At 70.7% G+C, this 26005-nt stretch carries 26 protein-coding genes; 22 read left to right on the top strand and 4 right to left on the bottom strand.

Going from position 1 to position 26005, the window contains the following annotated elements:
* Positions 1–12: 12 nt before the first annotated feature.
* Genes FHX60_RS06805 through ccmI form a run of 10 tightly spaced genes read left to right on the top strand, consistent with a single transcriptional unit; the run spans position 13 to position 7625 of the window.
* Positions 13–600 (top strand): cytochrome c3 family protein, encoded by a 588-nt coding sequence (locus FHX60_RS06805; RefSeq protein ID WP_112775016.1) that lies wholly within the window; start codon positions 13–15, stop codon positions 598–600.
* On the top strand, positions 597–1244 hold the full coding sequence (gene ccmA / locus FHX60_RS06800; RefSeq protein ID WP_112775015.1) for a cytochrome c biogenesis heme-transporting ATPase CcmA: 648 nt from the start codon (positions 597–599) through the stop codon (positions 1242–1244). Before FHX60_RS06805 ends, ccmA begins: the two co-directional genes overlap by 4 nt.
* Before the next feature lie 5 nt (positions 1245–1249).
* Positions 1250–1927: a heme exporter protein CcmB gene (gene ccmB / locus FHX60_RS06795; protein WP_092313378.1), complete on the top strand. Its 678-nt coding sequence runs from the start codon at positions 1250–1252 to the stop codon at positions 1925–1927.
* Entirely contained in the window at positions 1924–2724 is an 801-nt protein-coding gene (locus tag FHX60_RS06790) for a heme ABC transporter permease (protein ID WP_183282871.1), read from the top strand. Before ccmB ends, FHX60_RS06790 begins: the two co-directional genes overlap by 4 nt.
* A complete protein-coding gene (gene ccmD / locus FHX60_RS06785) occupies positions 2721–2888 on the top strand; it encodes a heme exporter protein CcmD (protein ID WP_183282870.1) in 168 nt (55 codons plus the stop codon). Before FHX60_RS06790 ends, ccmD begins: the two co-directional genes overlap by 4 nt.
* Complete coding sequence (ccmE, locus tag FHX60_RS06780) at positions 2885–3358, top strand: cytochrome c maturation protein CcmE (RefSeq protein ID WP_183282869.1); 474 nt, start codon at positions 2885–2887, stop codon at positions 3356–3358. Before ccmD ends, ccmE begins: the two co-directional genes overlap by 4 nt.
* The gene (locus FHX60_RS06775; RefSeq protein ID WP_183282868.1) at positions 3355–5385 is read left to right on the top strand and encodes a heme lyase CcmF/NrfE family subunit; all 2031 of its coding nucleotides are present in this window, start codon (positions 3355–3357) and stop codon (positions 5383–5385) included. Before ccmE ends, FHX60_RS06775 begins: the two co-directional genes overlap by 4 nt.
* The gene (locus tag FHX60_RS06770; protein WP_183282867.1) at positions 5382–5924 is read left to right on the top strand and encodes a DsbE family thiol:disulfide interchange protein; all 543 of its coding nucleotides are present in this window, start codon (positions 5382–5384) and stop codon (positions 5922–5924) included. The genes FHX60_RS06775 and FHX60_RS06770 overlap by 4 nt, the downstream gene beginning before the upstream one ends.
* A complete protein-coding gene (locus FHX60_RS06765; protein ID WP_112775241.1) occupies positions 5917–6411 on the top strand; it encodes a cytochrome c-type biogenesis protein in 495 nt (164 codons plus the stop codon). Before FHX60_RS06770 ends, FHX60_RS06765 begins: the two co-directional genes overlap by 8 nt.
* On the top strand, positions 6408–7625 hold the full coding sequence (ccmI, locus tag FHX60_RS06760; protein ID WP_183282866.1) for a c-type cytochrome biogenesis protein CcmI: 1218 nt from the start codon (positions 6408–6410) through the stop codon (positions 7623–7625). The genes FHX60_RS06765 and ccmI overlap by 4 nt, the downstream gene beginning before the upstream one ends.
* A gap of 4 nt (positions 7626–7629) precedes the next feature.
* Here ccmI and FHX60_RS06755 read toward each other — a convergent pair whose 3' ends face one another.
* Both FHX60_RS06755 and kbl read right to left on the bottom strand, forming a co-directional pair.
* Positions 7630–8586, bottom strand: coding sequence for an L-threonine 3-dehydrogenase (locus FHX60_RS06755; RefSeq protein WP_183282865.1), 957 nt, complete (start codon positions 8584–8586; stop codon positions 7630–7632).
* Positions 8586–9785, bottom strand: a complete 1200-nt coding sequence (gene kbl, locus FHX60_RS06750; RefSeq protein ID WP_183282864.1) for a glycine C-acetyltransferase — start codon at positions 9783–9785, stop codon at positions 8586–8588. Before kbl ends, FHX60_RS06755 begins: the two co-directional genes overlap by 1 nt.
* Before the next feature lie 109 nt (positions 9786–9894).
* On the opposite strand from kbl, the gene FHX60_RS06745 reads away from it, so the two are divergent.
* Positions 9895–10491 carry a helix-turn-helix domain-containing protein gene (locus tag FHX60_RS06745; protein ID WP_183282863.1) on the top strand — a complete coding sequence of 199 codons (597 nt, stop codon included), beginning with the start codon at positions 9895–9897 and terminating at the stop codon, positions 10489–10491.
* Between the two features lie 46 nt (positions 10492–10537).
* Here FHX60_RS06745 and FHX60_RS06740 read toward each other — a convergent pair whose 3' ends face one another.
* A complete protein-coding gene (locus FHX60_RS06740) occupies positions 10538–11209 on the bottom strand; it encodes an ankyrin repeat domain-containing protein (protein ID WP_183282862.1) in 672 nt (223 codons plus the stop codon).
* A 256-nt stretch (positions 11210–11465) separates the two neighbouring features.
* On the opposite strand from FHX60_RS06740, the gene FHX60_RS06735 reads away from it, so the two are divergent.
* From FHX60_RS06735 to FHX60_RS06725, 3 genes are all read left to right on the top strand, one after another.
* Positions 11466–11933: a nucleoside deaminase gene (locus FHX60_RS06735; RefSeq protein ID WP_082819085.1), complete on the top strand. Its 468-nt coding sequence runs from the start codon at positions 11466–11468 to the stop codon at positions 11931–11933.
* A 345-nt stretch (positions 11934–12278) separates the two neighbouring features.
* Positions 12279–12488, top strand: coding sequence for a hypothetical protein (locus FHX60_RS06730; protein ID WP_092313251.1), 210 nt, complete (start codon positions 12279–12281; stop codon positions 12486–12488).
* Positions 12489–12554: 66 nt separating this feature from the next.
* Positions 12555–13250, top strand: a complete 696-nt coding sequence (locus FHX60_RS06725; RefSeq protein ID WP_183282861.1) for an intradiol ring-cleavage dioxygenase — start codon at positions 12555–12557, stop codon at positions 13248–13250.
* 263 nt (positions 13251–13513) lie between these two features.
* Here the strand turns inward: FHX60_RS06725 and FHX60_RS27580 are convergent, their stop codons facing one another.
* Positions 13514–13654 carry a hypothetical protein gene (locus FHX60_RS27580; RefSeq protein ID WP_220091217.1) on the bottom strand — a complete coding sequence of 47 codons (141 nt, stop codon included), beginning with the start codon at positions 13652–13654 and terminating at the stop codon, positions 13514–13516.
* Between FHX60_RS27580 and FHX60_RS06720 the strand changes: the two genes are divergently transcribed.
* From FHX60_RS06720 to FHX60_RS06685, 8 genes are all read left to right on the top strand, one after another.
* Positions 13653–14696 (top strand): TRAP transporter substrate-binding protein, encoded by a 1044-nt coding sequence (locus FHX60_RS06720; protein WP_244981354.1) that lies wholly within the window; start codon positions 13653–13655, stop codon positions 14694–14696. The genes FHX60_RS27580 and FHX60_RS06720 overlap by 2 nt on opposite strands.
* A gap of 18 nt (positions 14697–14714) precedes the next feature.
* Positions 14715–15344, top strand: a complete 630-nt coding sequence (locus FHX60_RS06715) for a TRAP transporter small permease subunit (protein ID WP_092313260.1) — start codon at positions 14715–14717, stop codon at positions 15342–15344.
* Positions 15341–17260 carry a TRAP transporter large permease gene (locus FHX60_RS06710; protein WP_183282860.1) on the top strand — a complete coding sequence of 640 codons (1920 nt, stop codon included), beginning with the start codon at positions 15341–15343 and terminating at the stop codon, positions 17258–17260. Before FHX60_RS06715 ends, FHX60_RS06710 begins: the two co-directional genes overlap by 4 nt.
* Before the next feature lie 34 nt (positions 17261–17294).
* A complete protein-coding gene (locus FHX60_RS06705; RefSeq protein WP_183282859.1) occupies positions 17295–18761 on the top strand; it encodes an MFS transporter in 1467 nt (488 codons plus the stop codon).
* A gap of 481 nt (positions 18762–19242) precedes the next feature.
* Positions 19243–20652, top strand: coding sequence for an HlyD family secretion protein (locus FHX60_RS06700; RefSeq protein ID WP_112774982.1), 1410 nt, complete (start codon positions 19243–19245; stop codon positions 20650–20652).
* Positions 20653–20675: 23 nt separating this feature from the next.
* Positions 20676–22028, top strand: a complete 1353-nt coding sequence (locus FHX60_RS06695) for a hypothetical protein (protein ID WP_183282858.1) — start codon at positions 20676–20678, stop codon at positions 22026–22028.
* 2 nt (positions 22029–22030) lie between these two features.
* Positions 22031–23992, top strand: coding sequence for a glycosyltransferase (locus FHX60_RS06690; protein ID WP_183282857.1), 1962 nt, complete (start codon positions 22031–22033; stop codon positions 23990–23992).
* Between the two features lie 39 nt (positions 23993–24031).
* Positions 24032–25981, top strand: coding sequence for an efflux transporter outer membrane subunit (locus FHX60_RS06685; protein ID WP_183282856.1), 1950 nt, complete (start codon positions 24032–24034; stop codon positions 25979–25981).
* Positions 25982–26005: the final 24 nt, after the last annotated feature.

Below are 26005 nucleotides of genomic sequence, written 5' to 3'. Positions count from 1 at the left end.
CGGGTACGCGCCATGCTCGACCTGATCAAGCGTTACTGGCGGACCATCAACCGGCCCAGCGCGTACTTCAGCCTGGGCTTCCTGACGCTGGGCGGCTTTATCGCGGGGGTGGTGTTCTGGGGCGCGTTCAACACCGCGCTGGAGCTGACCAACACCGAGCAGTTCTGCACCGGCTGCCACGAGATGCGCGACAACGTCTACCAGGAGCTGCAGGGCACCATCCATTTCACCAACCGCAGCGGCGTGCGCGCCAAGTGCTCGGACTGCCATGTGCCGCACAACTGGACCACCAAGATGGCGCGCAAGATGCAGGCGTCCAAGGAGGTCTGGGCCAAGATCTTCGGCACCGTCGACACCCGCGAGAAATTCCAGGCGCACCGGCTCACGCTGGCGCAGCACGAGTGGGCCCGCTTCAAGGCCAACGATTCGCTGGAATGCCGCAACTGCCACGACTACCAGTCGATGGACTTCACCCGGCAAAGCCCGCGCGCGCAGGCCATGCACTCGACCTACCTGGCCAACAAGGAGAAGACCTGCATCGACTGCCACAAGGGCATCGCCCACCATCTGCCCGACATGTCCAAGGCCGAAGTGAAATGACGCCTGCCGCCGCGCCCGTGCTCAGCGCCAGCGGCCTGGCGGTGTCGCGTGCCGGCCGCACGGTCCTGCAAGGCATCGACTTCGGCCTGGCGCCGGGCGGACTGCTGCAGGTGCTGGGGGCCAATGGCAGCGGCAAGACCACGCTGTTGCGCGTGCTGTGCGGCCTGGCCAGCGCGGATGCCGGCACGCTGCAATGGCACGGCCGTCCGCTGCGCGCTGGCGACCCCGGGTTCCAGCAGGCGCTGGCCTACCTTGGCCACGCCAACGGCATCGACATCGACCTGACCCCGGCCGAAAACCTGCACTTTGCCGCCCGCCTCGCTGGCCCCCATGCCGATGCCGGCCAGCGCGCCGCCAGCGTCGCGCGCGCCCTCGCGGCGCAAGCGCTGGAGTGCGTCGCGCAGGTGCCGGTGCGCACGCTGTCGCAAGGCCAGCGACGCCGCGTCGCGCTGGCGCGGCTGGCGCTGGCGCCACGCATCCTGTGGCTGCTGGACGAACCGGTCACCGCGCTGGATGCCGACGGTTGCGCGCGCTTCCAGCGCCAGCTCGACGCGCACCTGGCCGCGGGCGGCATGGCCGTGATCGCCACGCACCAGCTGCTGCCCGCCGGCGGCGCGGTGCTGCGCCTGGGCGGAGCTGCATGATGGGCATGCCGGGCACGCTCGCCGCCATCGTCGCGCACGATGTCTCGCTGTCGTGGCGGCGGCGCGGCAGCCTGCCTGGCGGCGTAGTGTTCTTTGTCATGGCCGCGAGCCTGTTCCCGCTGGCGATCGGGCCGGAGCCGCAGCAGCTGCGCGCGCTGGCGCCGGGCATCCTGTGGGTGACGGCGCTGCTGGCCTCGATGCTGTCGCTGTCGCGCCTGTTCGCGCAGGAGCATGCCGACGGCAGCCTGGACCAGCTGCTGCTGTCGCCGCATCCGCTGGCGCTGCTGGTGCTGGCCAAGATCGCCGCGCACTGGCTCACCAGCGGGCTGCCGCTGCTGGTGCTGACGCCGCTGCTGGCGCAGCAATACGGGTTGCCGTCCGGCGCCGCGCTATTGCTGGCGGCATCGCTGCTGGTCGGCACCCCGGCGCTGAGCCTGATCGGCGCGGTGGGTGCGGCGCTGACGCTGGGCCTGCGCGGCGGCGCGGTGCTGCTGTGCATCCTGGTGCTGCCGCTGTGCGTGCCGGTGCTGGTGTTCGGCGCCGGCGCGGCGGCCGCCGCCGATGCCGGGCTGGACGCAACGGCGCAGTTCTCGCTGCTGGGCGCGTGCCTGGCGCTGTCGCTGTTCCTGTGCCCGCTGGCCGCCGCCGCCGGGCTGCGCATCGCCATGGAGACCCCGGCATGAGCCAGCCGCTGCCATCGCTGCCATCCGCGCCGCGGCGCATCCCGCCACAGGCCCGCGCCCGCCGCGGCTGGCTGGCCTATGCCGCGCCGGTGCGCTTTTACCCGCTGGCCGGACGCATGGCGCCGTGGTGCTTCGCCGCGGCGGCGGTATTCGCGCTCGCCGGCCTGTATGTCGGCTTCGGCGTGGCACCCACCGACGCCCAGCAGGGCGAGGTCTACCGCATCATCTTCATCCATGTGCCGGCGGCATGGATGTCGATGTTCATCTACCTGGTCATGGCGGGCTACTGCGCGCTGGCGCTGGTGCTGCGCACGCGGCTGTCGTCGATGATGGCGTCGGCGCTGGCGCCGACCGGCGCGCTCTTCACCGTGCTGGCGCTGTGGACCGGCGCGCTGTGGGGCCAGCCCACCTGGGGCACGTGGTGGGTGTGGGACGCGCGGCTGACCTCCGAGCTGATCCTGCTATTCCTGTACCTGGGCTTTATCGCGCTGGAAGCCGCCATCGACGAGCCGCGCCGGGCCGAGCGCGCCTGCGCGGTGCTGGCGCTGGTCGGGGTGGTCAACATCCCGGTGATCTATTTCTCGGTGCAGTGGTGGAACACGCTGCACCAGGGCGCCTCGGTCAGCCTGACCGCGGCGCCGACGATGGCCGCCACCATGCTGGCCGGCATGCTGCTGATGACGCTGGCCTGCTGGATGTACACGGTAGCGGTGGCGCTGGTGCGCGTGCGCTGCATCCTGCGCGAACGCGGCGAGATGCCGCACGGCCCGGCCATGGCTGACGGAAGCCGCGCATGACCCTGTCCGCGCTGCTGCCCTCGCTGCTGACCGATGGACGCCACGGCATCTTCATCGCCGGCGCGTTCGGCGTGAGCGCGCTGCTGCTGGCGCTGGAACTGGCGCTGCTGGCGCGCCGCAGCCGGGCCACGCGTCGGCAAACGGATTGGGAAGCCGAGCGATGACGCCGCGCCAGCGCCGCCTCGGGCTGCTGGCCGCGGCCCTGGCCTGCTGCGGCATCGCGGCGGCGCTGGTGCTCAATGCCTTCCGCGCCAACCTGGTGTTCTTCTTCAGCCCGAGCCAGGTCGCCGCGCACGAGGCGCCGGTGGCGCGCAGCTTCCGGCTGGGCGGGCTGGTCGCGCCGGGGTCGATCCGGCGCGAGGGCGACGGCATGACGGTGCGCTTCGTCGTGACCGATACCGCGCGCGAGGTGCCGGTGCAGTATCGCGGCCTGCTGCCTGACCTGTTCCGCGAAGGCAAGGGCATGGTCGCGCGCGGCCAGCTGCGCGCGGACGGCATCTTCATCGCCAGCGAGGTGCTGGCCAAGCACGACGAGAACTACATGCCGCCCGAGGCCGCCGATGCCCTGAAGCAGGCCGACCAGGCCAACCCGCGCATGGCGGGGGCCGTGGCCGCGCAGGAGGTGCGCCGGTGATTGCCGAGCTGGGCCACTTCACGCTGATCGTCGCGCTGCTGGTGGCGCTGGTGCAGGCGGTGGTGCCGCTGGCCGGCGCGGCGCGCGGCCGGCTGGCATGGATGGCGCTGGCGCGCCCCGCCGCGCGCGTGCAATGCGGGCTGGTGGCGCTGTCATTTGCCGCGCTGACCTGGTCCTTCGTCGACCACGACTTCAGCGTGCGCTACGTCGCCGCCAATGCCAACAGCGCGCTGCCGCTGGCCTACCGCATCGCCGCGGTGTGGGGCGGGCATGAAGGGTCGATGCTGCTGTGGACGCTGATGCTGGCGCTGTGGTCGCTGGCGGTGTCGGTGTGGAGCCGGCAGCTGCCGCTGGCCGCGGTGGCCCGCGTGCTGGCGGTGATGGGCGCGATCAGCGCCGGCTTCCTGGCGTTCCTGCTGTTTGCCTCCAACCCGTTCGTGCGCTTGCTGCCGCCGGCGATGGAAGGCCGCGACCTCAACCCGCTGCTGCAGGATCCCGGCATGGTGTTCCACCCGCCGCTGCTGTACATGGGCTACGTCGGCTTCTCGGTGACCTTTGCCTTTGCCGTGGCGGCGCTGCTGGCCGGCCGTGTCGACGCGGCCTGGGCCCGCTGGTCGCGCCCGTGGACCACGGTGGCGTGGGCCTTCCTGACGCTGGGCATCATGCTCGGCAGCGCCTGGGCCTACTACGAGCTGGGCTGGGGCGGCTGGTGGTTCTGGGACCCGGTCGAGAATGCCTCGTTCATGCCCTGGCTGGCCGGCACCGCGCTGATGCATTCGCTGGCGGTGACCGAGAAGCGCGGCGCGTTTCGCGCGTGGACCGTGCTGCTGGCGATCTTCACGTTCTCGCTGAGCCTGCTCGGGACCTTCCTGGTCCGCTCGGGCGTGCTGAGCTCGGTCCACGCCTTCGCGGTGGACCCGAAGCGCGGCATCTTCATCCTGGCGCTGCTGGGGCTGGTGACCGGGCTGGCGCTGGCGCTGTATGCGTGGCGCGCGCCGGCGCTGGCGCGCCGCGTGGCGTTTGCGACGGTGTCGCGCGAGTCGATGCTGCTGGCCAACAACGTGCTGCTGGCGGTGGCCGCCGCCACGGTGCTGCTGGGCACGCTCTACCCGCTGCTGGTCGATGTGCTCGGACTGGGCAAGATCTCGGTCGGTCCCGCCTATTTCGAGCAGGTGTTCGTGCCCTTGATGGCGCCCGCGGTACTGCTGATGGGCGCCGCGCCGCTGGCGCGCTGGCGCCACGGCGACCTGCCCGGCATGGCGCACCGGCTGCGCTGGGCCGCGGTGGCCAGCGCCGCGCTCGGCGCGGGGCTGCTGCTGGTTTTGCGCAATGCCTCGGCGCTGAGCGGACTGGGGCTGCTGCTGGCGGCCTGGTGCGTGCTGAGCGCGATGGCCAGCGTGGCAGCGCGGCTGCAGCACCAGCACGGCCGCCGGCTGGCGGCGCTGCGCCAGTTCACGCCCGGCTACTGGGGCATGCTGCTGGCGCACGCGGGCGTGGGCGTCTTCATCGCCGGCGTGACGCTGGTGTCCGGCCAGGAAAGCCTGCGCGAGCTGCCGATGCGCGCCGGCGACAGCATCAGCGTGGGCGGCTATGCGTTCCGCTTTGCCGGCGTGACGCAAGCCGGCGGCCCCAACTACGACGCGCTGCGCGGCACGCTGGTGGCCTCGCGCGACGGCCGGCGCGTGGCGGTGCTCCATCCCGAGCGGCGCATCTACCGCAGCCAGGACATGCCCACCACCGAAGCGGCGATCGACAGCGGCGTGACGCGCGACCTCTACGTGGCGCTGGGCGAGCACGTCGGCAACGACGCCGACGGCAGCGCCTGGGCCGTGCGCATCCACGTCAAGCCCTTTGTCGCCTGGATCTGGGCCGGCTGCGTGCTGATGGCGCTGGGCGGCCTGCTGGCGATGTGCGACAAGCGCTACCGGCTGCGCCGCCGCGCCACCGAGCCGGTCAACGCGCCGGCCGCAGCCGATGCACCGGCGATGCCGGCACTGACCCCGGTCCGCGAGGAGACGCCCGCATGACGCGCTTCCTGGTGCCGCTGGCCGCCTTCCTCGCCCTCGCCGTGGCGCTGGCCGCGGGCTTGCGCCACGATCCGCGCGAGCTGCCGTCGCCGCTGGTGGGCAAGGCCGCGCCGGCGTTCCGCCTGCCGCTGCTGGCACCCGAGGGCCGCACGCTGGCCAGCACCGACCTGCGCGGCAAGGTCTGGCTGCTCAACGTGTGGGCCTCGTGGTGCGCGGCCTGCCGCACCGAGCATCCGCTGCTGGTGGACTTTGCCGCGCGCGCGCCGGTGCCGCTGTACGGCCTCAACTACAAGGACGAAGCCGGCGCCGCGCGCGACTGGCTGCGGCGCCTGGGCGACCCCTATGCCGCGTCGCTGGTCGACGCCGACGGCCGGGTCGGCATCGACTACGGCGTCTACGGCGTGCCGGAGACCTTCGTCATCGATCAGAACGGGGTGGTGCGCTACCGCCAGGTCGGCCCGGTCACGCGCGAGGTGCTGGAGCGCAAGCTGGTCCCGCTGATCGAGCAGCTGCAGCGGCAGGGAGATGGCCATGCATAGCCGCGCCCTCGCCGTGTGGCTTGCCGCGTGGCTTGCCGCGGCGCTGAGCGGCGTGGCGCTGCACGCGGCGGCGTTGAGCGAAGCCGAGCTCGACGCGCGCGTGCATGCGCTGTCCGGCGAGCTGCGCTGCCTGGTCTGCCAGAACCAGACCCTGGCCGACTCCAACGCCGAGCTGGCGGTGGACCTGCGCCGCCAGATCCGCGCGCAACTGCGCGACGGCGCCAGCGACGCCGCCATCAAGGATTACCTGGTGCAGCGCTACGGCGACTTCGTGCTGTACCAGCCGCCGCTGCGGCCGCTGACGTGGCTGCTGTGGTTCGGGCCGCTGTTGCTGCTGGCCGCTGCCGTGGCCGCCATCGCGCGGGCGCGCTCGCGCTCGCGCAAACCCGACGCCGGCACCCCGGCTGAAGCGCCGCTGGACGCTACCGCGCAGCGCCAGCTTGCGGACTTGCTGGATGCCTCGACCACGGAGCGCCGCCCGCCATGACCACCTTCTGGCTGCTGGCCGCGGCGCTGATCGCCGCCGCTACCACGTGCCTGCTCTGGCCGCTGTTGCGCCGCCCTGCGCCGGCCGGCCCCGCCACGCCCGAGCGCGCGCTGCTGGTCGACCTCTACCACGACCAGCTGGGCGAACTGGACCGCGACCTGCACGCCGGCACCCTGAGCGCGGCACGCCATGCCGAAGCCCGCGATGAACTGGGGCGCCGGCTGCTGGACGAGGCCGCCGGCACCAGCGCCCGCCCTGCCGGCGCGGGCCCCGCGCCGCTGCTCGCCGCGCTGTTGCTGGCGGCGCTGCCCAGCGCCGCCATCCTGCTCTACCTGCATCTGGGCAACCCGGTGGCACTGTGGCGCGCCGACGACCTGCCCGCGGCCGGCGGCAGCGAGCACCAGCTCAGCGGCGCGCAGGTCGAAGGCATGGTGAACCAGCTCGCGCAGCGCCTGCGCGAGGCACCCGGCGACGCGCAGGGCTGGGCCATGCTGGCGCGTTCGTACAGCGTGCTGGAGCGCCATGCCGATGCCGCGGCTGCCTACGCGCGCGCGGTCGAGCTGGCGCCGGAGGTGGCGGCGCTGCGCTCCGATTACGCCGATGTGCTGGCCACGCTGAACGGCGGCGTGCTGGACGGCGCGCCGATGGCGCAGGTGCGCCAGGCGCTGGCGCTCGATCCCGACGACCCCAAGGGCCTGGCGCTCGCCGCCGGCGCGGCGGCGCAGCGGGGCGACAAGCGCGCGGCCATCGGCTACTGGGAACATCTGTACCGCCTGCTGCCGGCGGATTCGCAGACGGCGGCGCGCATCGCCGCCAACCTCGCGGCCGCGCGCAGCACGCCCGCCGCGGCGCCGGCCGCGGCCATCACCGGCATGGTGACGCTGAGCGAGCAGGCCGGGCGCGCGCCGCAAGCGGGCGACACGCTGTTCGTCTATGCCCTGCCCGTCGACGGGTCGCGCATGCCGCTGGCAGTGCTGCGGCGCCAGGCACGCGACCTGCCGCTGTCGTTCACGCTGGACGATGCCATGGCGATGCGCCCCGACCATCGGCTCTCGGGACAACCGCAGGTGATGCTGGAAGCGCGGATTTCGGCCAGCGGCAGCGCCTTGCCGAAGGCAGGCGACCTGGTCGGGCGCACCGGGCCGGTGGCGGTCGGCAGCGAGGGCGTGCGCATCGCCATCGACGGCAGCATCGAAGGCAACCCGGCGCCGTAGCGGCTCAGGCCGGCAACGTCGCCCTCAGGTTGGCCAGCATGTCGGCCACCATCTCGCGCAGTCCGTACTGCGCCCGCCAGCCCCAGTCCGCGCGCGCGACCGCGTCGTCGATCGAATCCGGCCAGCCCTGCGCGATCGCCTGGCGATAGTCCGGTTCGTAGCGGATCTGGAAGCCCGGCACCTGCTCGCGGATGGCCGCGGCGATCTGCGCCGGGGTAAAGCTCATGCCGGCGATGTTGTAGCTGCCGCGCTCGTTGAGGCGGTGCGCCGGCGCTTCCATCAGTTCGATGGTGGCGCGGATGGCATCGGGCATGTACATCATCGGCAGGGCCTCGTCCTCGCGCAGGAAGCAGGTGTAGGGCTCGCCCTTCACCGCCGCATGGAAGATGTCGACGGCATAGTCGGTGGTGCCGCCGCCGGGCGGGGTCTTGTGCGAGATCAGGCCGGGATAGCGCACGCTGCGCACGTCGACGCCATGGTTGGCGTGATACCAGCGGCACCACCCCTCGCCCGCCTGCTTGGAGATGCCGTAGACCGTGGTCGGCTCCATCACGGTCTGCTGCGGCGTGTGCGCGGCCGGCGTGGTGGGGCCGAAGGCGGCGATCGAGCTGGGCCAGAACACCCGCTCCAGCCCGGTCTGCCGCGCCAGCTCCAGCACGTTGAGCAGGCTGGTCATGTTGAGGTTCCAGGCCCACTGCGGTGCCTTCTCGCCGGTGGCGGACAGCGCCGCGGCCAGCAGGTAGACCTGGGTGATGCCATGGCGCTCGACCACCGTGGCCAGCTCGCCGCGGTCGGTGGCGTTGAGCATTTCGTGGGTCAGCTGCACGTGGCGGCCGGTCGGCACCACGTCGGAGGTGATCACGTTGCCGCGGCCGTAGCGCTCGGCCAGGGCCAGCGCCAGCTCGGACCCGATCTGGCCATTGGCACCGACGATCAGGACCTTGGGGTTGCCTGCTTCCATCAGATCAACCCCAGTTCGCGGCCGGCCTGGCCGAAGGCGTCCAGCGCCGCCTGCAGCGTGGCCTCGTCATGCAGCGCGCTCATCTGCACGCGGATGCGCGCCTGCCCCTTCGGCACCACCGGATAGAAGAAGCCGACCACGTACACGCCCAGCTCCAGCAGCCGCTGCGCCAGCTGCTGCGCCTTGTCGGCGTCGTAGACCATGATCGGGACGATGGGGTGGTCGCCCGCCTTGACGTCGAAGCCAAGCTGGTCCAGCCCGGCGCGGAAGAACCTGGTGTTGCGCTCGAGCCGGTCGCGCAGCTCGGTGCTGCCTTCAAGGATATCGAGCACCGCGATCGACGCGCCCACGATCGCCGGCGCCACCGTATTCGAAAACAGATACGGCCGCGAGCGCTGGCGCAGCAGCGCCACCACTTCCTTGCGCGCGCTGGTGAAGCCGCCCGAGGCGCCGCCCAGCGCCTTGCCCAGCGTGCCGGTGATGATGTCGATCTTGCCGAACACGCCGCGCGCCTCGTGCGTGCCGCGGCCGCGCTGGCCCATGAAGCCGGTGGCATGGCATTCGTCGATGCCCAGCAGCGCGCCATACTCGTCGCACAGCGCGCGCATGGCGTCCAGGCGCGCCACGGTGCCGTCCATCGAGAACACGCCGTCGGAGAACACCAGCGTGTAGCGCGCGCCGTCCGCGCGCGCCTGTTCCAGCTGCCCGCGCAGGTCGTCCATGTCGTTGTGCTGGTAGCGGTAGCGCCGCGCCTTGGACAGACGGATGCCGTCGATGATCGAGGCATGGTTGAGCGCATCGCTGATGACCGCGTCTTCCGCGCCCAGCAGCGCTTCGAACAGCCCGCCATTGGCATCGAAGGCCGAGCCGTAGAGGATGGTGTCCTCGGTGCCGAGGAAGTTAGACAGCCGCGCCTCCAGCGTCTTGTGCAGGTCCTGGGTGCCGCAGATGAAGCGCACCGAACTGAGGCCGAAGCCATGCGTGCGCAGCGCTTCGTGCGCGGCCTCGATCACGCGCGGATGCGAAGACAAGCCCAGGTAGTTGTTGGCGCACAGGTTGATGACCTCGCGTCCGTCGCTGGTGCGCACGCGCGCGCCCTGCGGCGTGGCGATCACGCGCTCGTTCTTGTACAGCCCGGCGTCGCGGATGGATTGCAGCTCGTCGCGGATGGACGCATAGAACGCCTGGGCATTCGGCATGGCTTGGCTCCGTTAGGGTCGAGGGTGGCTGGGTGTGCTACGATCCGATCGATAAATCGAACACGTTCTGTATATCGAACGTTTTGCGCAATATAACGAACATCATTCCATGACGCAAGCCCTGGTCCAGACCCCGCAGGCCGACGGGCCGCCCGCCGTCGGCATGGCGCTGCAGGCGCTGCGCCAGCAGCAGCGGCTGTCGCTCGATGAACTGTCGCGCCGCGCCGGGGTTTCCAAGTCGATGCTGTCGCAGATCGAACGCAACCTGGCCAATCCGACCGTGGCGGTGCTGTGGCGCCTGGCCAATGCGCTCGGCGTGAGCCTGACCGACTTCCTCGCCGGCGGCGCCGCGGAGCGTCCCGGCGGCGGCATCACCGTGGTCCAGCCGCACGCGATCCCGTCGCTGAAGAGCCCCGACACGCGCTGCGACCTGCGCATCCTGGGCCCGATCGATCTGGCCGGACGTTTCGAGTGGTATGAGCTGACCATCCAGGCCGGCGGCGTGCTGTCCTCCGAGCCGCACGAGGCCGGCACCCAGGAACACCTGTCGGTGCTGAGCGGATCGATGACGGTGCGCGCGGGCGCCGATGAGAAGAAGCTGCGGCACGGCGAGACCGCGCGCTATGCGGCCGATGTCGCACATGCGATCTCCAATGGTGGCAAGACCACGGCCACCGCACTACTGGTTGTAGTGCATCCGGGCTGACACGCAAAGGCAGGCAGCCGCGCGCCTGCGCTGCGGCCCGGGCCGCTCAGCGTGCGCCGGCGGCAGCGAGGATCTGCTCGATCTGTATATACCCGCGCTGGCGCGCGTGCTGCAGCGGCGAAACCCCATCGCCGTCGGCCAGGTTCACGTTGGCGCCGGCCTTGACCAGCAGGCCCACGATCTCGGTATGGGCCGGACCGCCGTTGCCCAGGATGATGGCCTCGAGCAAGGCCGTCCACTTGAGCTTGTTCACGTGGTCCACCGCCACGCCGGCCGCGATCAGCATGCGCACGGTCTCGACGTGGCCGCGCTCGGCGGCGGGGATCAGCGCGGTGCCGCCGTAGCGGTTGGTGCTGCGCAGGTCGGCGCCGTGCGCCAGCGTCAGGCGCAGGATCTCGTTGTGGCCGCGCGCGCCGGCATACAGGTAGGGACTGTCGTGGATCGCGTCCTGCGCGTTCACGTCGGCGCCGGCATCGATCAGCACTCGCGCTGCCTGCACGCGGTTGTGGTGCGTGGCCAGCAGCAGCGCGGTGCGTCCCTGCGCATCGCGCGCGTCGATGCTCGCGCCCCGGGCCAGCAGCGCGCTGACCTGCGCGGCGTCGCCGCGCGCCGCGGCTTCGCGCAGTTGTTGCTCGGGCGTTGCGCTCGCAGCGGCAGGGATGGAAGTCAGCATGGCAATGAACAGGGACAGGGCAATGAGCAGGCGCGCCGGCAGCATGGGGAATCCTTTCAGCGAATGCACCATGGGCGCGGTGAGGGCGAGGTGCAGGGAGACATCGGCCGCATTCTGGCACGCCGCCCGCGGCACGCGAAGTTAAGGATTCGAATGCGCGCCAGTGCCAACGGCAATGGCCAGCCGGCGCCCGAATACGCTCTATAACAACGCGCGCCACCCTCCCCGCACACGCTGGCCTATAGTCGCGAGGCCCGCATCACGTCCGCCTGCGCGGGCCAGGCCTGACCGGAGACAACGCGTGTCGACAACCGAAGCCTATCTGCTGGATTCCATCCGCCTCGCCATGGAGAACGTGCGCGAGCGCAATACCTGGCCCTTTGGCGCCGTGGTGGTCAGGGACGGCACGGTGCTGGCCCGCGCGGTCAACGAGGTCGATGCCACCTGCGACCCCAGCGCGCATGCCGAGATGCAGGCGGTGCGCGCCGCCAGCCGCGCGCTGGGCAAGCCCGACCTGAGCGGCTGCACCGTGTACGCCAGCGGCTATCCCTGCCCGATGTGCCTGACCGCGATGTACCTGGCCGGGGTCGAGGCGGTCTACTACGCGTATTCCAATGAGGACGGCGCCCCTTACGACCTGTCCGCCGAGCGCGGCTACGTCGAGTTGGCCCGTCCGCTCGACCAGCGCGAGATGAAGCTGGCCTATGTACCGGCCCGCGACCAGGGCGTCGACCTGTACGAAGCCTGGCGCGCGCGCCAGGGGCAGTAACGGCGACGGCATGACGGGGAGCGGATGGCTGCCGCTCCCTTTGCCCTCGATGCCGACATGGCCATCGCCTTGTCATCGGGGCCGGCTAATATGGGAATGACGGCGCTACGACAGTGGGTCACATGTAACGGCCGGCGGCGGCACGGAACCGCGCGCGGAGGCTCCCGTCAAACCAGTGGATTGCGCGAGATACCCGGCCGGGCTGCGGTGGCTGCGCTGCGGCACTGCAGCGCAACATGCAGCGTCCGTGCCGGATCGTCCCGCAATCGTGCAACGCCCTTCCGCAGGCGCGATGTCGCCGCGCAGACTCCCAGCAAACGCCCCCCTCTAGCCAAGGAGACGAACGTGCTGAGCCCGCATGAACTTGCCACGCTGCTATTGCTGAGCGATGGCCCCGATTCCCTCGATTCCACCGATTCCCGCCAGATCGATCCCACCGACCTCAAGGCCCTGGTCGAAAAGCGATTCGTTCACCTGGAAGTGCTGCATGGCCGCCGCCAGGCGCCGCGCATCACCAGCCACGGCTATTCCATGCTCAAGGCCATGGGACGCTGAGGCCCCGGCCCCGGCCAGCGCGCGCCAAGCGCCGTCCGGCCCACTCGCAACACCACGGAGGCCACCATGACCACGGGCCCGGTCCCTGATGCCGGCGTCCCGGCAGACCCCGACGCGGCGCGCCGCCGCTTCCTGCGCGACCTGGGCCTGCTGGCCGCGGCCGGCATCGCGCCGGGCACGGCCGCGGCGGCAACGCCCGCGGCGTGCCTGCTGACCCCGGCCGCCACCGAAGGCCCGTTCTACCTGGACGATGCCCTGGTGCGCGCCGATATCCGCGACGGCCGCCCCGGCCAGCCGCTGCGCGTGCGCATCCGGGTGGTCGACGCCGGGCGCGGCTGCGCGCCGGTGCCGGGTGCCCTGGTCAGCATCTGGCACTGCGATGCGCAAGGCCACTACAGCGGCGAAGGCCGCGGTGACCGGCAGGCGCGCTTCCTGCGCGGCGTCCAGCCGGCGAACAGCGACGGCGTCGCCACCTTCACCTCGATCTATCCGGGCTGGTACCCGTCCCGCGCCATCCATATCCACTTCAAGGTGCTGCTCGGCCGCGCCGAAGCGTTGACCAGCCAGCTCTATTTCAGCGACGCGCTCAACCGGGAAGTCCTGGGCGGCCATCCGGCCTACCGTGCGCACGGCGTGCCGTCGCGCGCCACCGTGCAGGACCCCATCGCGGGGACGCGTCCCAACCTGATGGCGGTGCGGCAGGCCGCCGACGCGGCGGGGATGCTCGAGGCCAGCTTCACGGTCGGCATCGCGCGCGCCTGAGCCTGCGGCAGGCGCATCCTGCCCGAACGGAAAGTGCACCGGCGCACACCGCACGGGTAATCCCTAGATTGTGGTTCCCTGTGCCTTTCCTACCATGAAGGGAATCACGGGCCACCTGCCCGGCATCCCTGCCCGTCCGCAGGCCTGCCGCGCGTCCGCTGGCCCCGCATGCTCCAGCTTTTCCCGACTTTTCCGGTGTTCGCGTCAGTGGCGAGTGGCCTCGGTCCCCATGGCCGGCACGCTCGCGGGTAGTCCCACACTCATTAGAGGGAGACGGTCATGGCATCCAGGGCGAGGAAATCAGATGGGCGGAGCAGCGGCGAGAGCAGCGGCAAAAGCAGCAGCGTTTCCCGGCGCGGCTTCCTGGGCGGCGCTGCCGGCGCCGCCGCGGGGGCGGCCGCCATGGGCTTTCCGGCCATCGTCAAGGCGCAGGGGCCGGTCACGATGCGCTGGCAGAGTACCTGGCCGACCAAGGATATTTTCCACGAGTTCGCCGGCGACTTCGTCACCAAGGTGAACGACATGTCGGGCGGCGATCTCAAGATCGAATTGCTGCCCGCTGGCGCAGTGGTCAAGGCCTTCGACCTGATCGACGCGGTCAGCAAGGGCACGCTGGATGGCGGCCATGGCGTGATCGCGTACTGGTACGGTAAAAATTCGGCGCTGGCGCTGTGGGGCTCGGGGCCGGCCTGGGGCATGGACCCCAACATGCTGCTGGCCTGGCACAAGTACGGCGGCGGCAAGGAACTGCAGCAGGAGATCTACCGCAGCCTGAACCTGGACGTGGTCTCGTTCTTGTACGGGCCGATGCCGACCCAGCCGCTGGGCTGGTTCAAGAAGCCCATCACCAAGCCGGAAGACTTCAAGGGGCTGAAGTTCCGCACCGTCGGCCTGTCGATCGATATCTTCACCGGCCTGGGCGCCGCGGTGAACGCGCTGCCGGGCGCCGAGATCGTGCCCGCGCTGGACCGCGGCCTGCTCGATGCGGCGGAGTTCAACAACGCCAGCTCCGACCGCGCGCTGGGCTTCCAGGACGTGTCCAAGGTCTGCATGCTGCGCAGCTTCCACCAGTGCTCCGAGCAATTCGAGATCCTGTTCAACAAGAAGCGCTACGACGCGCTGCCGCCCAAGCTCAAGGCGCTGATCGCCAACGCGGTGGACGCGGCCTCGGCCGACATGTCGATGAAGGCCATCGACCGCTACTCCAAGGACTACCAGGCGCTGCAGCAGCAGGGGGTGAAGTTCTACGCCACCCCCAACTCGATACTGCAGGCGCAGTTGAAGATCTGGGACGAGATCGTGGCGCGCAAGGAAAAAGAGAATCCCATGTTCAAGAAGGTCAATGATTCGATGAAGGCCTTCGCGCAGCGCTCCACGCGCTGGCAGAACGACACCAACGTCGACTACCGGCTGGCCTCCAGCCATTACTTCTCCAAGCGCAGCTGAGCCCCCGGGACGCGCGCTGTGCAACGCCTGCTGCTGCGCATCGACTGGCTCAGCACCTTCGTCGGCCAGGCCGCCTCGTGGCTGATCATCGCGCTCACGCTGATGATCAGCTACGAGGTGTTCTCGCGCTATGCGCTGGGGGCCCCGCACGCCTGGGTGTTCGACGCCAGCAACATGCTGTACGGCACGCTGTTCATGCTGGCGGGCGCCTACACCCTGGCCAAGCGCGGCCACGTGCGCGGCGATATCCTCTACGGCTTCCTGTCGCCGCGGATGCAGGCCGGCATCGACCTGGTGCTGTACCTGGCGTTCTTCTTCCCCGGCGTGATCGCGCTGGCCTGGGCCGGCATCGACTTCTTCGAGGTCTCGCTGGCGCAGAACGAACACTCTTCGATCGCCGCTGACGGCCCGCCGATCTATCCGTTCAAGGCGGTCATCCCGGTGGCCGGCGCGCTGCTGCTGTTGCAGGGCGTGGCCGAGACCATCCGCTGCGTGCTGTGCCTGCGCACCGGTAACTGGCCGCTGCGCGAAGGCGATGTCGAAGAGGTCGACGTCGACAAGCTCAAGGAGATGGTGCAGGGCACGCCCACGGCAGAACTGGCCGAGGCGCCGCCACCGCGCGACAACCCGCCGGGAGCCGGTCGATGAGGAAGGAACTGTGGTTTGGCGTGAGCCTGATGACGCTGATCATCGGTGCCGTGGCGTGGTTCATGCCCGCTCCGGGGGACTGGACCAGCGGGCACCTGGGCCTGCTGATGCTGGCGCTGATCGTAGTGGCGATCATGCTGGGCTTTCCGACGGCGTTCACACTGATGGGCATGGGCGTGCTGTTTGCCTGGCTGGCGTACCGCGACGCCAACCCAGAGATCGCGGTGCAGCAGACGCTGGACCTGATGGTGCAGCGTGCTTATGCCGTGATGACCAACGATGTGCTGATCTCGGTTCCGCTGTTCGTGTTCATGGGCTACTTGGTCGAGCGCTCGAACCTGATCGAGAAGCTGTTCCGCAGCCTGCACCTGGCGCTGGCCTGGATCCCGGGCTCGCTGGCGGTGGCCACGCTGGTCACCTGCGCGATCTTCGCTACTGCCACCGGCATCGTCGGCGCGGTGGTCACGCTGATGGGCCTGCTGGCCTTCCCGGCCATGCTGCGCGCGGGCTACAGCACCTCGATGTCGGCCGGCGCGGTGACCGCCGGCGGCTGCCTGGGCATCCTGATCCCGCCTTCCGTTCTGCTGATCGTCTACGGCGCCACCGCGGGCGTCTCCGTGGTGCAGCTCTATGCCGGCGCCTTCTTCCCCGGCCTGATGCTGACCGGGCTCTATGTGCTCTACATCGTGCTGCTGGCCAAGCTCAAGCCCGCGCTGGCGCCGCCACTGCCCGAAGCGGAACGCGTGGTGCCGCTGCCGCCGGTGGCGCGCACGCTGCAGGCACGCGGTGCCACCCATGCCCTGCCGGCGCTGGGCGCGGGGTTGATGCGCGCGCTCAAGGGGCCGCGCAACGCCGAGGTGCCGAGTGCCGTGTTCGCGCGCCAGCTGGGCATCGTCCTGCTGCCTGCACTGGCGACGGCGCTGGTGATGGGCACGATCTACAGCGCCGTCACCTCCCCGGCGGCGAGCATCGCGGTCGAGTCGCCGCTGTCGCTGGGCGGCGCCGAGGAGAGCAGCGCGGCGGTTGATGACCTGGCGGCGCCGCCGTCAGAGGAACCCGCGGCGCCGGCCGCCGCGGCACCGTCCGCGCCCGCGACACCCGCCACGCCCGCCGCCACCGAGGCGGATGCCCGCCCCGCAGCCACGCCTGCCGCCGCCACCGTGTCGGCACCGCGCTGGTTCTGGATCACGCTGGCGGTGGTCGGGCTGCTGCTGGTGTATTTCTACTGGCGCTTCAGCTTTGCGCGGGTGGAAATCTTCAAGATGCTGCTGACGTCGTTCTTTCCGCTGGCGCTGCTGATCCTGGCGGTGCTGGGGTCGATCGTGTTCGGGCTGGCCACGCCCACCGAGGCCGCCGCGGTCGGTTCGCTCGGCGGCGCGCTGCTCGCGGCCGCCTACCGCCAGCTGAACTTCCGCGTACTCAAGGAATCGGTGCTGCTGACCGCCAAGACCAGCGCCATGGTGTGCTGGCTGTTCGTGGGCTCGTCGATCTTCTCGGCCGCGTTCGCGCTGCTGGGCGGGCAGGCGCTGGTTGAGCAGTGGGTGTTGTCGATGAACCTGTCGCCGGTGCAGTTCATGATCCTGGCGCAGCTCATCATCTTCCTGCTGGGCTGGCCGCTGGAGTGGACCGAGATCATCATCATCTTCATGCCGATCTTTATCCCGCTGCTGGACAACTTCGGCATCGATCCGCTGTTCTTCGGGCTGCTGGTGGCGCTGAACCTGCAGACCGCCTTCCTGTCGCCACCGGTGGCCATGGCCGCGTTCTACCTGAAGGGCGTGGCGCCGCCCCATGTCACGCTGAACCAGATCTTCCTCGGCATGCTGCCGTTCATGGGCATCCAGGTGATTGCGCTGGTGCTGCTCTACGTCTTCCCTGAAATCGGCCTCTGGCTGCCGACCGTGCTGTACCGCTGAGCGCCGCTGCCCTCGTTTCCTATACTGGTTGGCAATGCCAACCGAAACCGCGCTCGCCAGCCCGCCCCCCGACACCACCTTCCGCACCGATATCCCCGGGCGGCTCGACCGCCTGCCGTGGTCGCGCTGGCACTGGCGCGTCGCGATCGCGCTGGGCGTCGCGTGGGTGCTCGATGGCCTGGAGGTCACGCTGGTCGGCTCGGTCGGCGCGGTGCTGGAGCGGCCCGATACGCTGGGGCTGAGCGCAACCCAGGTGGGCTGGTCGGGCTCGCTCTACATCGCGGGCGCGGTGCTGGGTGCGCTGGTGTTCGGGCGCATGGCCGACCGGCTCGGCCGCAAGCGGCTGTTCCTGGCCACGCTCGCGGTCTACATGGTGGCGACGCTGGCAACCGCCTTCGCCCCCGACTTTGCCTTCTTTGCCGCCTGCCGCTTCTGCACCGGCCTCGGTATCGGCGGCGAGTATGCCGCCATCAATTCGGCCATCGACGAACTGATCCCCGCGCGCGTAAGGGGACGCGTGAACCTGGCCATCAACGGCAGCTTCTGGCTGGGCGCGGCGCTGGGCGCGGGGCTCAGCCTGGTGCTGCTGGATGCGCGCGTATTCGGTCCGGTGTGGGGCTGGCGCGCCTGCTTCGCGCTCGGCGCGGTGCTGGCGATCGCGATCGTGCTGGTGCGCCGGCATGTGCCGGAGAGTCCGCGCTGGCTTGCCACGCACGGCCGGCTCGACGAGGCCGAGCGCATCATCGCCGCGATCGAGGCCGAAGTGCGCGCCAGCCACGGGCCGCTGCCGCCGGTGTCGCCCGATTGCGCGGCGGTGGCGATGCGCCGGCGCGCCGCCCCGGGCGTGGGCGAGGTCATGCGCCTGCTGCTGCGGCGCTTTCGCCAGCGCAGCCTGATCACGCTGGCGCTGATGGTGGCGCAGGCCTTTTTCTATAACGCGATCTTCTTCACCTATGCGCTGGTGCTGTCGCGCTTCTATGGCGTGCCGGAAGCGCGCGTGGCGCTGTACATCTTTCCGTTCGCGCTGGGCAACGCGCTGGGTCCACTGCTGCTGGGCCCGCTGTTCGACCACGTTGGGCGCCGGCGCATGATCGCCGCCACCTACGTGCTGTCCGGCATTGGCCTCGCGTTGACCGGCGGGGCCTTCGTGCAGGGCTGGCTCGACGCGCGCACGCAAGCGCTGTGCTGGTCCGCCGTGTTCTTCCTTGCCTCCGCCGCGGCCAGTTCCGCCTACCTCACCGCAAGCGAAGTGTTCCCGTTGGAAATGCGCGCGCTGGCGATCTCGGTGTTCTATGCCGTCGGCACCGGCACCGGCGGCTTCATCGCGCCGCTGCTGCTGGGCGCATTGATCGAGAGCGGCAGCCGCGAAGCGGTGGCGGCGGGCTACGGCTTCGGCGCGGTCCTGGTGATCGTGGCGGGGCTGCTGGCCCTGCGCTTCGGCATCGATGCCGAACGCCGCCCGCTGGAGCATATCGCGCCGCCGCTCGGCAGCGACGACTAGCGCTGCTGCGGCCTCACTGCGCGGCCCCATTGCGCGGCCTCATTGCGCGGCCTCGCCTTGCAGCCGTGTTAAGCAGTGCTACAGCCTCCCCTTACACATTCTTACAGCAAGCGAAGGGGCAACTGACTAGCCTTAACTCACCTGCGGCGGCCTGAGTGCGTGAATCTTTGCTTCAGCGGGCTGCCATGTCTTGGCCATCGCCTGGCCATTGTTCAACTCTGCCTGGATGAAGCCGGGCAATTCCACGGGCTGCACGCCGCTGCATGCGGTATGTCAGTCCGATTGCAAAGTGCGCCGATACGGCCCAGCCACATCGCGCGCGCTGCAGACAACAAGCTGAATTGGGGACTTGCAAGCCGGGCCACGCGCGATAGCCCTTGCGCGACGCCACACGCTTGCCTGACGGATACGCTCGCCCGGCATCCCTGCGCGGGATACCGGCGGGGATGCTTTTTGACTTTGCTTGCCGGAGAACAACACCATGGCCGACCAGCGCAACAACCCGCCGCCGCGCCCCCACTCACTGACCCCGGCCCCGCTGCGCCAACCCCAGGGCGACGGGCTGGTGCAGCGCCCGCAGCCGGTCGCCGTGCCGCTGTGGCACATCGTGCCGCGCATGGCGGGCTACGGCGTGGTGCTGTTCATCATCTGGGCCGTGCTGACGATCATGTTTCCAAATGTGTTTACGCGCTCGTCGGAACGCGCGGTGGTGAACAGTCCCGTCAGCCTGGTGACATCGCCGGTGGAAGGCGTGGTGATGAAGCAGATGGTGGCCGCGGGCCAGCCCTTCACGGCCAACCAGGCGCTGATGGTGGTGCAGAACCCCAACATCGACCGTTCGTTGCTGGTCGACCTGACCGGCAAGAAGCTCGACAACCAGCAGCGCTATGACTCGGCCAAGGCGAGGCTGGAAAGCAACCGCAGGCTGATGGCGGCCACCGAGCAGGACCTGCAGCGCTACAACAGCGCCGCGCAACGCGAGCACGCCTCGCGCGTGCGCGCGCTGGAAGCGCGGCTGGCATCGGCCAAGGCCCAGGAAGACCAGCAGCAGGAAGTGGTCAACCGCAACCAGAGCATGCAGTGGGCCGGCGCGGTCAGCGAGGCCTACACCAATGCCTCGCGCTACCAGCTGTCGATGCTGTCCAACGCCAAGGCCGCGGCCAAGGCCGAGCTCGACAACGCCATCGGCGAAAGCCAGGCATCGCGCAACAAGGTCTATGCGTCGTCCACCGACGGCCCCAGCGCCACGCTCGCGCAGCGCCGCCAGGTGCTGGGCGCGGAAGCGGCACAGCTGACGGCGGAGCTGGAGCAGCTCGAAGCCTACGGCAAGTCGGTCGACGAAATGATCGCGACCGAGCAGGAACGCATCGACCGTCTCTCCAACCTGGAGATCCGCTCGCCCGAGCCCGGCACCATCGAAGACCTGATCGCGCAGCCGGGCATGCGCGTCGCCGCCGGCGCCACGCTGGCGCGCGCCAGCAACTGCGCGCAGACGAGCGTGGTGGCGGTATTCCCGCGCAGCCTCAGCGACAACCTGCTGCCGGGCGCGCGCCTGAACGTGCAGGTCGACGGTGTGCCCACGGCGCTGCCGGCATCGGTGGCCGAGGTGCTGCCGCGCGCGCCGGACGGCGACCAGGCGCGCTACTTCGTGCCGTTCCCGCCGATCGAGAAGAACGAGATCTACGTGATCGCCAAGCTCGACCGCCCGCTGGGCAACCTGCCGGCGAAGGCCGGCGCGGCGTCTGGCGGCGCGGCCACGCCCGGCACCGCGGGCACAGCCGCGGCGGCGGGGCCGGCGGCAGCGGCGCAGTCCGGACACTGCGGCATGGGTCGCTGGGCGCGCGTCACGCTGAACCAGAGCTGGCTGGGCCAGTTGCGGGCCTCGCTGTAAGCGTCGGTCCAAAGGAGAGCCGGATGCGACTGCCGATACCGACCGCACGCCTGCCCCGCATGGTCGCCGGCGCGCTGCTTCCCGCCCTGCTGGCGCTGTCGCCGATGGCGGCCAGCGCCGCGGATCCCGCGGATGCCGCGGATGCCGCGCAGCAGGCGTTGCTGGCCGAAGGCTGCAAGGCGCTGACCGGGCAAGTCGGCCGCGCCGGCGGCAACGGCCCGCTGTTCCTCGCCAGCTATGAGCCCGCGCCCGGCGGCGAGCCGCTGGCGCCCGCGCTGCGCAATGCCGCCTTTGTCTACGACAACGCGCTGGCCGGCATCGCGCTGGTGGCGTGCAAGCGGCCCGCCGAAGCCCGCCGCATTGCCGATGCGGTGCTGCAGGCCGCGCGCCAGGACCGACACTTCCGCGACGCGCGCCTGCGCAACGCCTACCGCGCGGGGCCATTGCCGGCGGGCCCGGCGCCGCTGCCCGGCTGGTGGGACGAACCCAGCAAGCGCTGGTTCGAAGACGCCTACCAGGCCGGCACCGCCACCGGCAACGTGGCCTGGGCCGCGCTGCTGCTGCTGGCGGTGCATCAGGCCACGCGCGATGCGCGCTATCTCGACGGCGCCGCGGCGCTGATGGGCTGGGTGCATGCCACCGTGCCGGACCCGGCCGCGCCGGCCGGCTATATCGGCGGCTTCTTCGGCCACGAGCCCAAGCAGATCCGCCAGGGCTGGAAGTCCACCGAGCACAACGTCGACACCTATGCCGCGTTCAGCTGGCTGGCCAGCCTGCGCAACGATCCGCGCTGGCGCGACGGCGCGGCGCGCTCGCGCGGCTTTGTCAGCGCCATGTGGCAGCCGCGCGAGGGCCGCTTCATCATCGGCACGCACGACGACGGCCGCGCGCCCAATGCCGGCCCGTCGGCGCTGGACGCCGTGCTGTGGCCGCTGATCGCCTTCCCCGACCCGCCGCAGGACTGGCGCCGCAACCTGGCGTGGGTCGAAGCGAAACACCGCGCCGGCGCCGGCTACGGCTTCAAGGGCAGCCCCGACGGCATCTGGACCGAAGGCACCGGACAGGCCGCGCTGGTGCTGCAGGCCGCCGGACAGTCGCAGCAGGCCGCGCCGCTGTGGCCGCTGCTGCGGGCGCAGCGCGCGCCGTCCGGCATGCTCTACGCCACCCCGCAGGCGCGCGTCAGCACCGGGCTGTCGATCGGTCCCACCTCCACCACCGAGGACTTCCACTACTTCCACCTGCCCCACCTGGGCGCCACCGCCTGGGCAGTGCTGGCCGCCGCGCGCTGGAACCCGTTCCGCCCGGGCGGCTGCCTGGAGCCGTCCTGCCCGCCGCCGGCGATTGCCGCCGCCAGCCCCACCCCCGACAAGGACTGACGATGTTCGCCCTCTTCCTGGAAAACCAGACGCTGCTGGTCATCAACGGCGGCGTGCTGCTGGCGGTGGTGCTGCTGTCGCTGCTGTGCCGGCATGACCGTGCGGCGGACCGTATCCTGTTCGGCGGCGTCACCGCGCTGCTGCTGGGCGTGTACCTGACCTGGCGCGTGCGCGAAACCCTGCCCGACTGGCAGATGAACTTCGCCAGCGTCTGGGCCCATGCCTTCTTTGCGTTCGAGTGCATGACGCTGGCCTATACGCTGCTGTCGATCGTGGTGCTGGCCCGCACCAGCAACCACACGCCGGATGCGGACGCGGGCGAAGCCGCGCTGCGCCGCGCGCAGCATGTGCCGCCGGTGGACATCTTCATCGCCACCTACAACGAAGGCCTGGAGATCCTGGAAAAAACCATCGTCTCCGCGCTGGCGATCGACTATCCGGACTTCCGCGTCTGGGTGCTGGACGACACCCGCCGCGACTGGCTGCGCGAGTTCTGCGAGCGCGTCGGCGCCAACTACGTGACGCGTCCCGATAACGCCCACGCCAAGGCGGGCAATCTCAACAATGGCCTGCGCCACAGCGCCGACGCCGGCGGCGCGCCCTACATCCTGGTGCTGGACGCCGATTTCGCGCCCCATCGCAACATCCTGCTGCGCACCGTGGGCCTGTTCGGCGACCCGCGCGTGGGCGTGGTACAGACGCCCCAGTTCTACTACAACGCCGACCCGATCCAGTACAACCTGCGCGCCACCGAATGCTGGGTCGACGAGCAGCGCGCCTTCTTCGACGTGATGCAGCCGGCCAAGGATGCCTGGGGCGCGGCGTTCTGCATCGGCACCTCGTTCGTGGTGCGGCGCGACCTGATCGAGCTGATCGGCGGCTTCCCCACCGGCACCGTGACCGAGGACATCCACCTGACCTACCGGCTGCTGCCGCACGGCTATATCACGCGCTGGCTCAACGAGCGCCTGAGCGTGGGCCTGTCCGCCGAGGGGCTGCCCGAGTACATCAGCCAGCGCAGCCGCTGGGGGCTGGGCACGATCCAGGTGGCGCTGACCGCCGACGGGCCGCTGCGCGGGCGCGGCTACACCGGGATGCAGCGCCTGCACTATGTGCACGGGCTGCTGCACTGGCTGTCGCGGCCGTTCACGCTGATGCTGCTGGCAGGTCCGCTGCTGTACTGGTACTTCGGCGTCTCCACGCTGTACGGCGAGCCGCTGCAGTTCCTGGCCTACGGCCTGCCCGCGCTGGTGGCGTACTGGGCGTACAGCATCTGGATCACCGGCCAGCGCGCGCTGCCGATCTTTACCGAGGTCACGCAGATCGTCGCGGCGCTGGCGGTGACCGCGTCGCTGGTCAGCGCCATGTTCAAGCCGTTCGGGCGGCCGTTCAAGGTGACCAACAAGGGGCTGGACCGCTCCAAGCTGGTGATCCACGGCAAGTTCGCCGCGCTGTACGCCGGCTTGCTGGGGTTCTCCGCGCTGGGGCTCGGCCGCGCGCTGATGGTCGACCCCGATGCGCAAGGGCTGGCCTTCAACACGATCTGGACCGGGGTGGCGCTGATGCTGTACCTGGCCTCCTTGCTGGTGTGCGTGGAGCTGCCGCGGCCGCGCAAGGAAGAGCGCTTTCCCCACCATGCCGCCGCGCTGCTGCGCGTCGACGGGCGCGAGTACCGCGTCACCACGAAAGACCTGTCCTGCAACGGCGTGGCCGTGATCACGCCGCTGGCGCCGGCGTTCCGCCCCGGCATGGAAGGCGCGCTGTGGCTGGCGCAGACCGGCTGGATCCCGTGCCGCGTGGTACGCCGCGACGGCCAGCTGCTGGGGATCGCGCTGCATGCCAGCATGGCCGCGCGCCACGCGCTGATCCGGCTGCTGTTCACCGATCCCGCCCACAACATTGCCCGACAGGGACAGCCCAAGCTGGCGATCTCGCGCTTCATGCGGCGCGCGCTGATGGGCTGACCCCTGCTGCTCCCAGTCTTTCTCTCTCCGGAACGATCCATGCGAAGCCTGCCCCGCCCCCGCCGCCATGCCCCCCTGCCACCGCGCCTGCTGCTGCCTGGCGCGCTGGTACTGGCGCTTGCCGCGTGCACGCTGGAGCCGCAATACCAGCGGCCCGAAGCCCCGATCCCGTCGGCGTGGCCCGAGGGCGCGGCCTACCGCACCTCGCAGGCCAAACCAGCCGGCGGCAGCGCGCAGCCTGGCCAGCCGGCGCAGCGCCCCGGCCCCTCGGCCGCCGACCTGGGCTGGCGCGATGTCTTCGTCGATCCGCAGCTGCGCCAGCTGATCGAGCTGGCGCTGGCCAACAACCGCGACCTGCGCATGGCCACGCTGGCCATCGACGAAGCGCGCGCGCTGTACCAGATCCAGCGCGCGGCGCAGTTCCCCACCGTGGAAGGCAGTGCCGGCGTGGTGTCGCAGCGGCTGCCGCAACGGCTGCGCGCGGCCGGACAGTCGCCGCAGATCACCACCTACAACGCCGGCATCGGCCTGACCGCGTTCGAGCTGGATTTCTTCGGGCGCGTGCGCAGCCTCAAGCATGCCGCGCTGGAGGAATACATGGCCACCGAAGAGGCGCGCCGCAGCGCGCAGATCAGCCTGGTGGCGGAAGTGGCCAGCGCCTACCTGACGCTGCGTGCCGACCGCGCGTTGCTGCGGCTGTCGCAGGACACGCTCAAGACCCAGCAGGACGCGGCGGAAATGGTCCGGCGCGGGCACCAGGTGGGCGCGATGGCGCAGCTGGACCAGCATCGCGCGCAAACCCAGGTGCAGACCGCGCAGGTGGGCGTGGAGCAGTACACCCGGCAGGTCGCGCAGGACGAGAACGCGCTGGCGCTGCTGATCGGCGGGCCGCTGCCCAAGTCGGTGCTGGATGCCGATGCCGCGCCCGCGAATCCGAATGCCCCCGCGCCGGATCCGCTCGACGCGCGCATGCTGATGCGCGAGTTCCCCGAAGGCCTGCCCTCCAGCGTGCTGGTGCGCCGGCCCGACATCCTCGACGCCGAGCACCGGCTCAAGGCCGCCAACGCCAATATCGGCGCGGCGCGCGCGGCGTTCTTCCCGCGCATCTCGCTGACCGGCGCGCTGGGCGTGGCCAGCAGCAGCCTGGCCGGGCTGTTCTCGGGCGGCATGGCCTGGGTTTTCGCGCCGCAGCTGACGGTGCCGATCTTCGATGCCGGCCGCAACCGCGCCGGGCTCGACGCGGCCAACGTGCGCAAGGACATCAACGTCGCCAACTACGAGAAGACCATCCAGACCGCCTTCCGCGAAGTGGCCGACAGCATGGCGGCACGCGCGACCTACGAGCGCCAGGTGCAGGCGCAGGAAGCGCTGGTGCGCGAAGGCAGCGAAACCCGGCGGCTGTCGGAGATGCGCTTCAAGAACGGCGTGGACGACTACTTCGGCGTGTTCGATGCGCAGCGCCAGCTCTACACCGCGCAGCAAGCGCTGATCACCTACAAGCTGGCCGGACTGACCAGCCGCGTGTCGCTGTACAAGGCGCTGGGCGGCGGCTGGCGTGAAGTGACCGAGGCCGCGCCGGTCGCCAACGGCGGGACCAATGCCGCGCCCGCCGCCCGCCCGCAAGCGGCGGCGCGGCCCCAGGCCGTCGCGCAGCCGCAGGCCGTCGCACAACCGCAGGCCGTCGCGCGACCTCAGGCGGTGGCGCAGCCGCAAGCCGTCGCGCAGCCTCAAGCCGTCGCGCAGCCGCAGGCCGTCGCGCAGCCGCAAGCCGTCGCACAGCCGCAAGCCGTCGCACAGCCGCAGGCCGTCGCACAGCCGCAGGCCGTCGCACAACCGCAAGCCGTCGCGCAGCCGCAAGCCGTCGCGCAGCCGCAAGCCGTCGCGCAGCAACAGCCGGTCGCGCAGCCGCAGCCCGCGGTGCAACCGCAGGCGCCGGCACCTGCTCCGGCGACGGCCCAGCCAGCCCCTGTCGCCACCACGCCGCGCTGAGGCTGCGCGCGGCGGCCCGGGGCA

This window comes from Cupriavidus alkaliphilus, assembly GCF_014191175.1.
GTDB lineage: Bacteria > Pseudomonadota > Gammaproteobacteria > Burkholderiales > Burkholderiaceae > Cupriavidus > Cupriavidus alkaliphilus.
Note: the sequence above shows the minus strand (reverse complement) of the source record. Positions and strands in the feature narration are given on the sequence as shown.

What these genes read in the sequence shown, in the direction of transcription:
- ccmB (WP_092313378.1), top strand. Translation starts at nt 1,250, where the DNA reads ATGCCGGGCACGCTCGCCGCCATCGTCGCGCACGATGTCTCGCTGTCG.
- FHX60_RS06710 (WP_183282860.1), top strand. Translation starts at nt 15,341, where the DNA reads ATGAGGAAGGAACTGTGGTTTGGCGTGAGCCTGATGACGCTGATCATC.
- FHX60_RS06790 (WP_183282871.1), top strand. Translation starts at nt 1,924, where the DNA reads ATGAGCCAGCCGCTGCCATCGCTGCCATCCGCGCCGCGGCGCATCCCG.
- FHX60_RS06765 (WP_112775241.1), top strand. Translation starts at nt 5,917, where the DNA reads ATGCATAGCCGCGCCCTCGCCGTGTGGCTTGCCGCGTGGCTTGCCGCG.
- FHX60_RS06720 (WP_244981354.1), top strand. Translation starts at nt 13,653, where the DNA reads ATGGGCTTTCCGGCCATCGTCAAGGCGCAGGGGCCGGTCACGATGCGC.
- kbl (WP_183282864.1), bottom strand. Translation starts at nt 9,785, where the DNA reads ATGCCGAATGCCCAGGCGTTCTATGCGTCCATCCGCGACGAGCTGCAA.
- ccmD (WP_183282870.1), top strand. Translation starts at nt 2,721, where the DNA reads ATGACCCTGTCCGCGCTGCTGCCCTCGCTGCTGACCGATGGACGCCAC.
- FHX60_RS06745 (WP_183282863.1), top strand. Translation starts at nt 9,895, where the DNA reads ATGACGCAAGCCCTGGTCCAGACCCCGCAGGCCGACGGGCCGCCCGCC.
- FHX60_RS06690 (WP_183282857.1), top strand. Translation starts at nt 22,031, where the DNA reads ATGTTCGCCCTCTTCCTGGAAAACCAGACGCTGCTGGTCATCAACGGC.
- ccmA (WP_112775015.1), top strand. Translation starts at nt 597, where the DNA reads ATGACGCCTGCCGCCGCGCCCGTGCTCAGCGCCAGCGGCCTGGCGGTG.
- FHX60_RS06700 (WP_112774982.1), top strand. Translation starts at nt 19,243, where the DNA reads ATGGCCGACCAGCGCAACAACCCGCCGCCGCGCCCCCACTCACTGACC.
- FHX60_RS06695 (WP_183282858.1), top strand. Translation starts at nt 20,676, where the DNA reads ATGCGACTGCCGATACCGACCGCACGCCTGCCCCGCATGGTCGCCGGC.
- FHX60_RS06725 (WP_183282861.1), top strand. Translation starts at nt 12,555, where the DNA reads ATGACCACGGGCCCGGTCCCTGATGCCGGCGTCCCGGCAGACCCCGAC.
- FHX60_RS06805 (WP_112775016.1), top strand. Translation starts at nt 13, where the DNA reads ATGCTCGACCTGATCAAGCGTTACTGGCGGACCATCAACCGGCCCAGC.
- ccmI (WP_183282866.1), top strand. Translation starts at nt 6,408, where the DNA reads ATGACCACCTTCTGGCTGCTGGCCGCGGCGCTGATCGCCGCCGCTACC.
- ccmE (WP_183282869.1), top strand. Translation starts at nt 2,885, where the DNA reads ATGACGCCGCGCCAGCGCCGCCTCGGGCTGCTGGCCGCGGCCCTGGCC.
- FHX60_RS06740 (WP_183282862.1), bottom strand. Translation starts at nt 11,209, where the DNA reads ATGCTGCCGGCGCGCCTGCTCATTGCCCTGTCCCTGTTCATTGCCATG.
- FHX60_RS06685 (WP_183282856.1), top strand. Translation starts at nt 24,032, where the DNA reads ATGCGAAGCCTGCCCCGCCCCCGCCGCCATGCCCCCCTGCCACCGCGC.
- FHX60_RS06705 (WP_183282859.1), top strand. Translation starts at nt 17,295, where the DNA reads ATGCCAACCGAAACCGCGCTCGCCAGCCCGCCCCCCGACACCACCTTC.
- FHX60_RS27580 (WP_220091217.1), bottom strand. Translation starts at nt 13,654, where the DNA reads ATGGCGGCCGCCCCCGCGGCGGCGCCGGCAGCGCCGCCCAGGAAGCCG.
- FHX60_RS06755 (WP_183282865.1), bottom strand. Translation starts at nt 8,586, where the DNA reads ATGGAAGCAGGCAACCCCAAGGTCCTGATCGTCGGTGCCAATGGCCAG.
- FHX60_RS06770 (WP_183282867.1), top strand. Translation starts at nt 5,382, where the DNA reads ATGACGCGCTTCCTGGTGCCGCTGGCCGCCTTCCTCGCCCTCGCCGTG.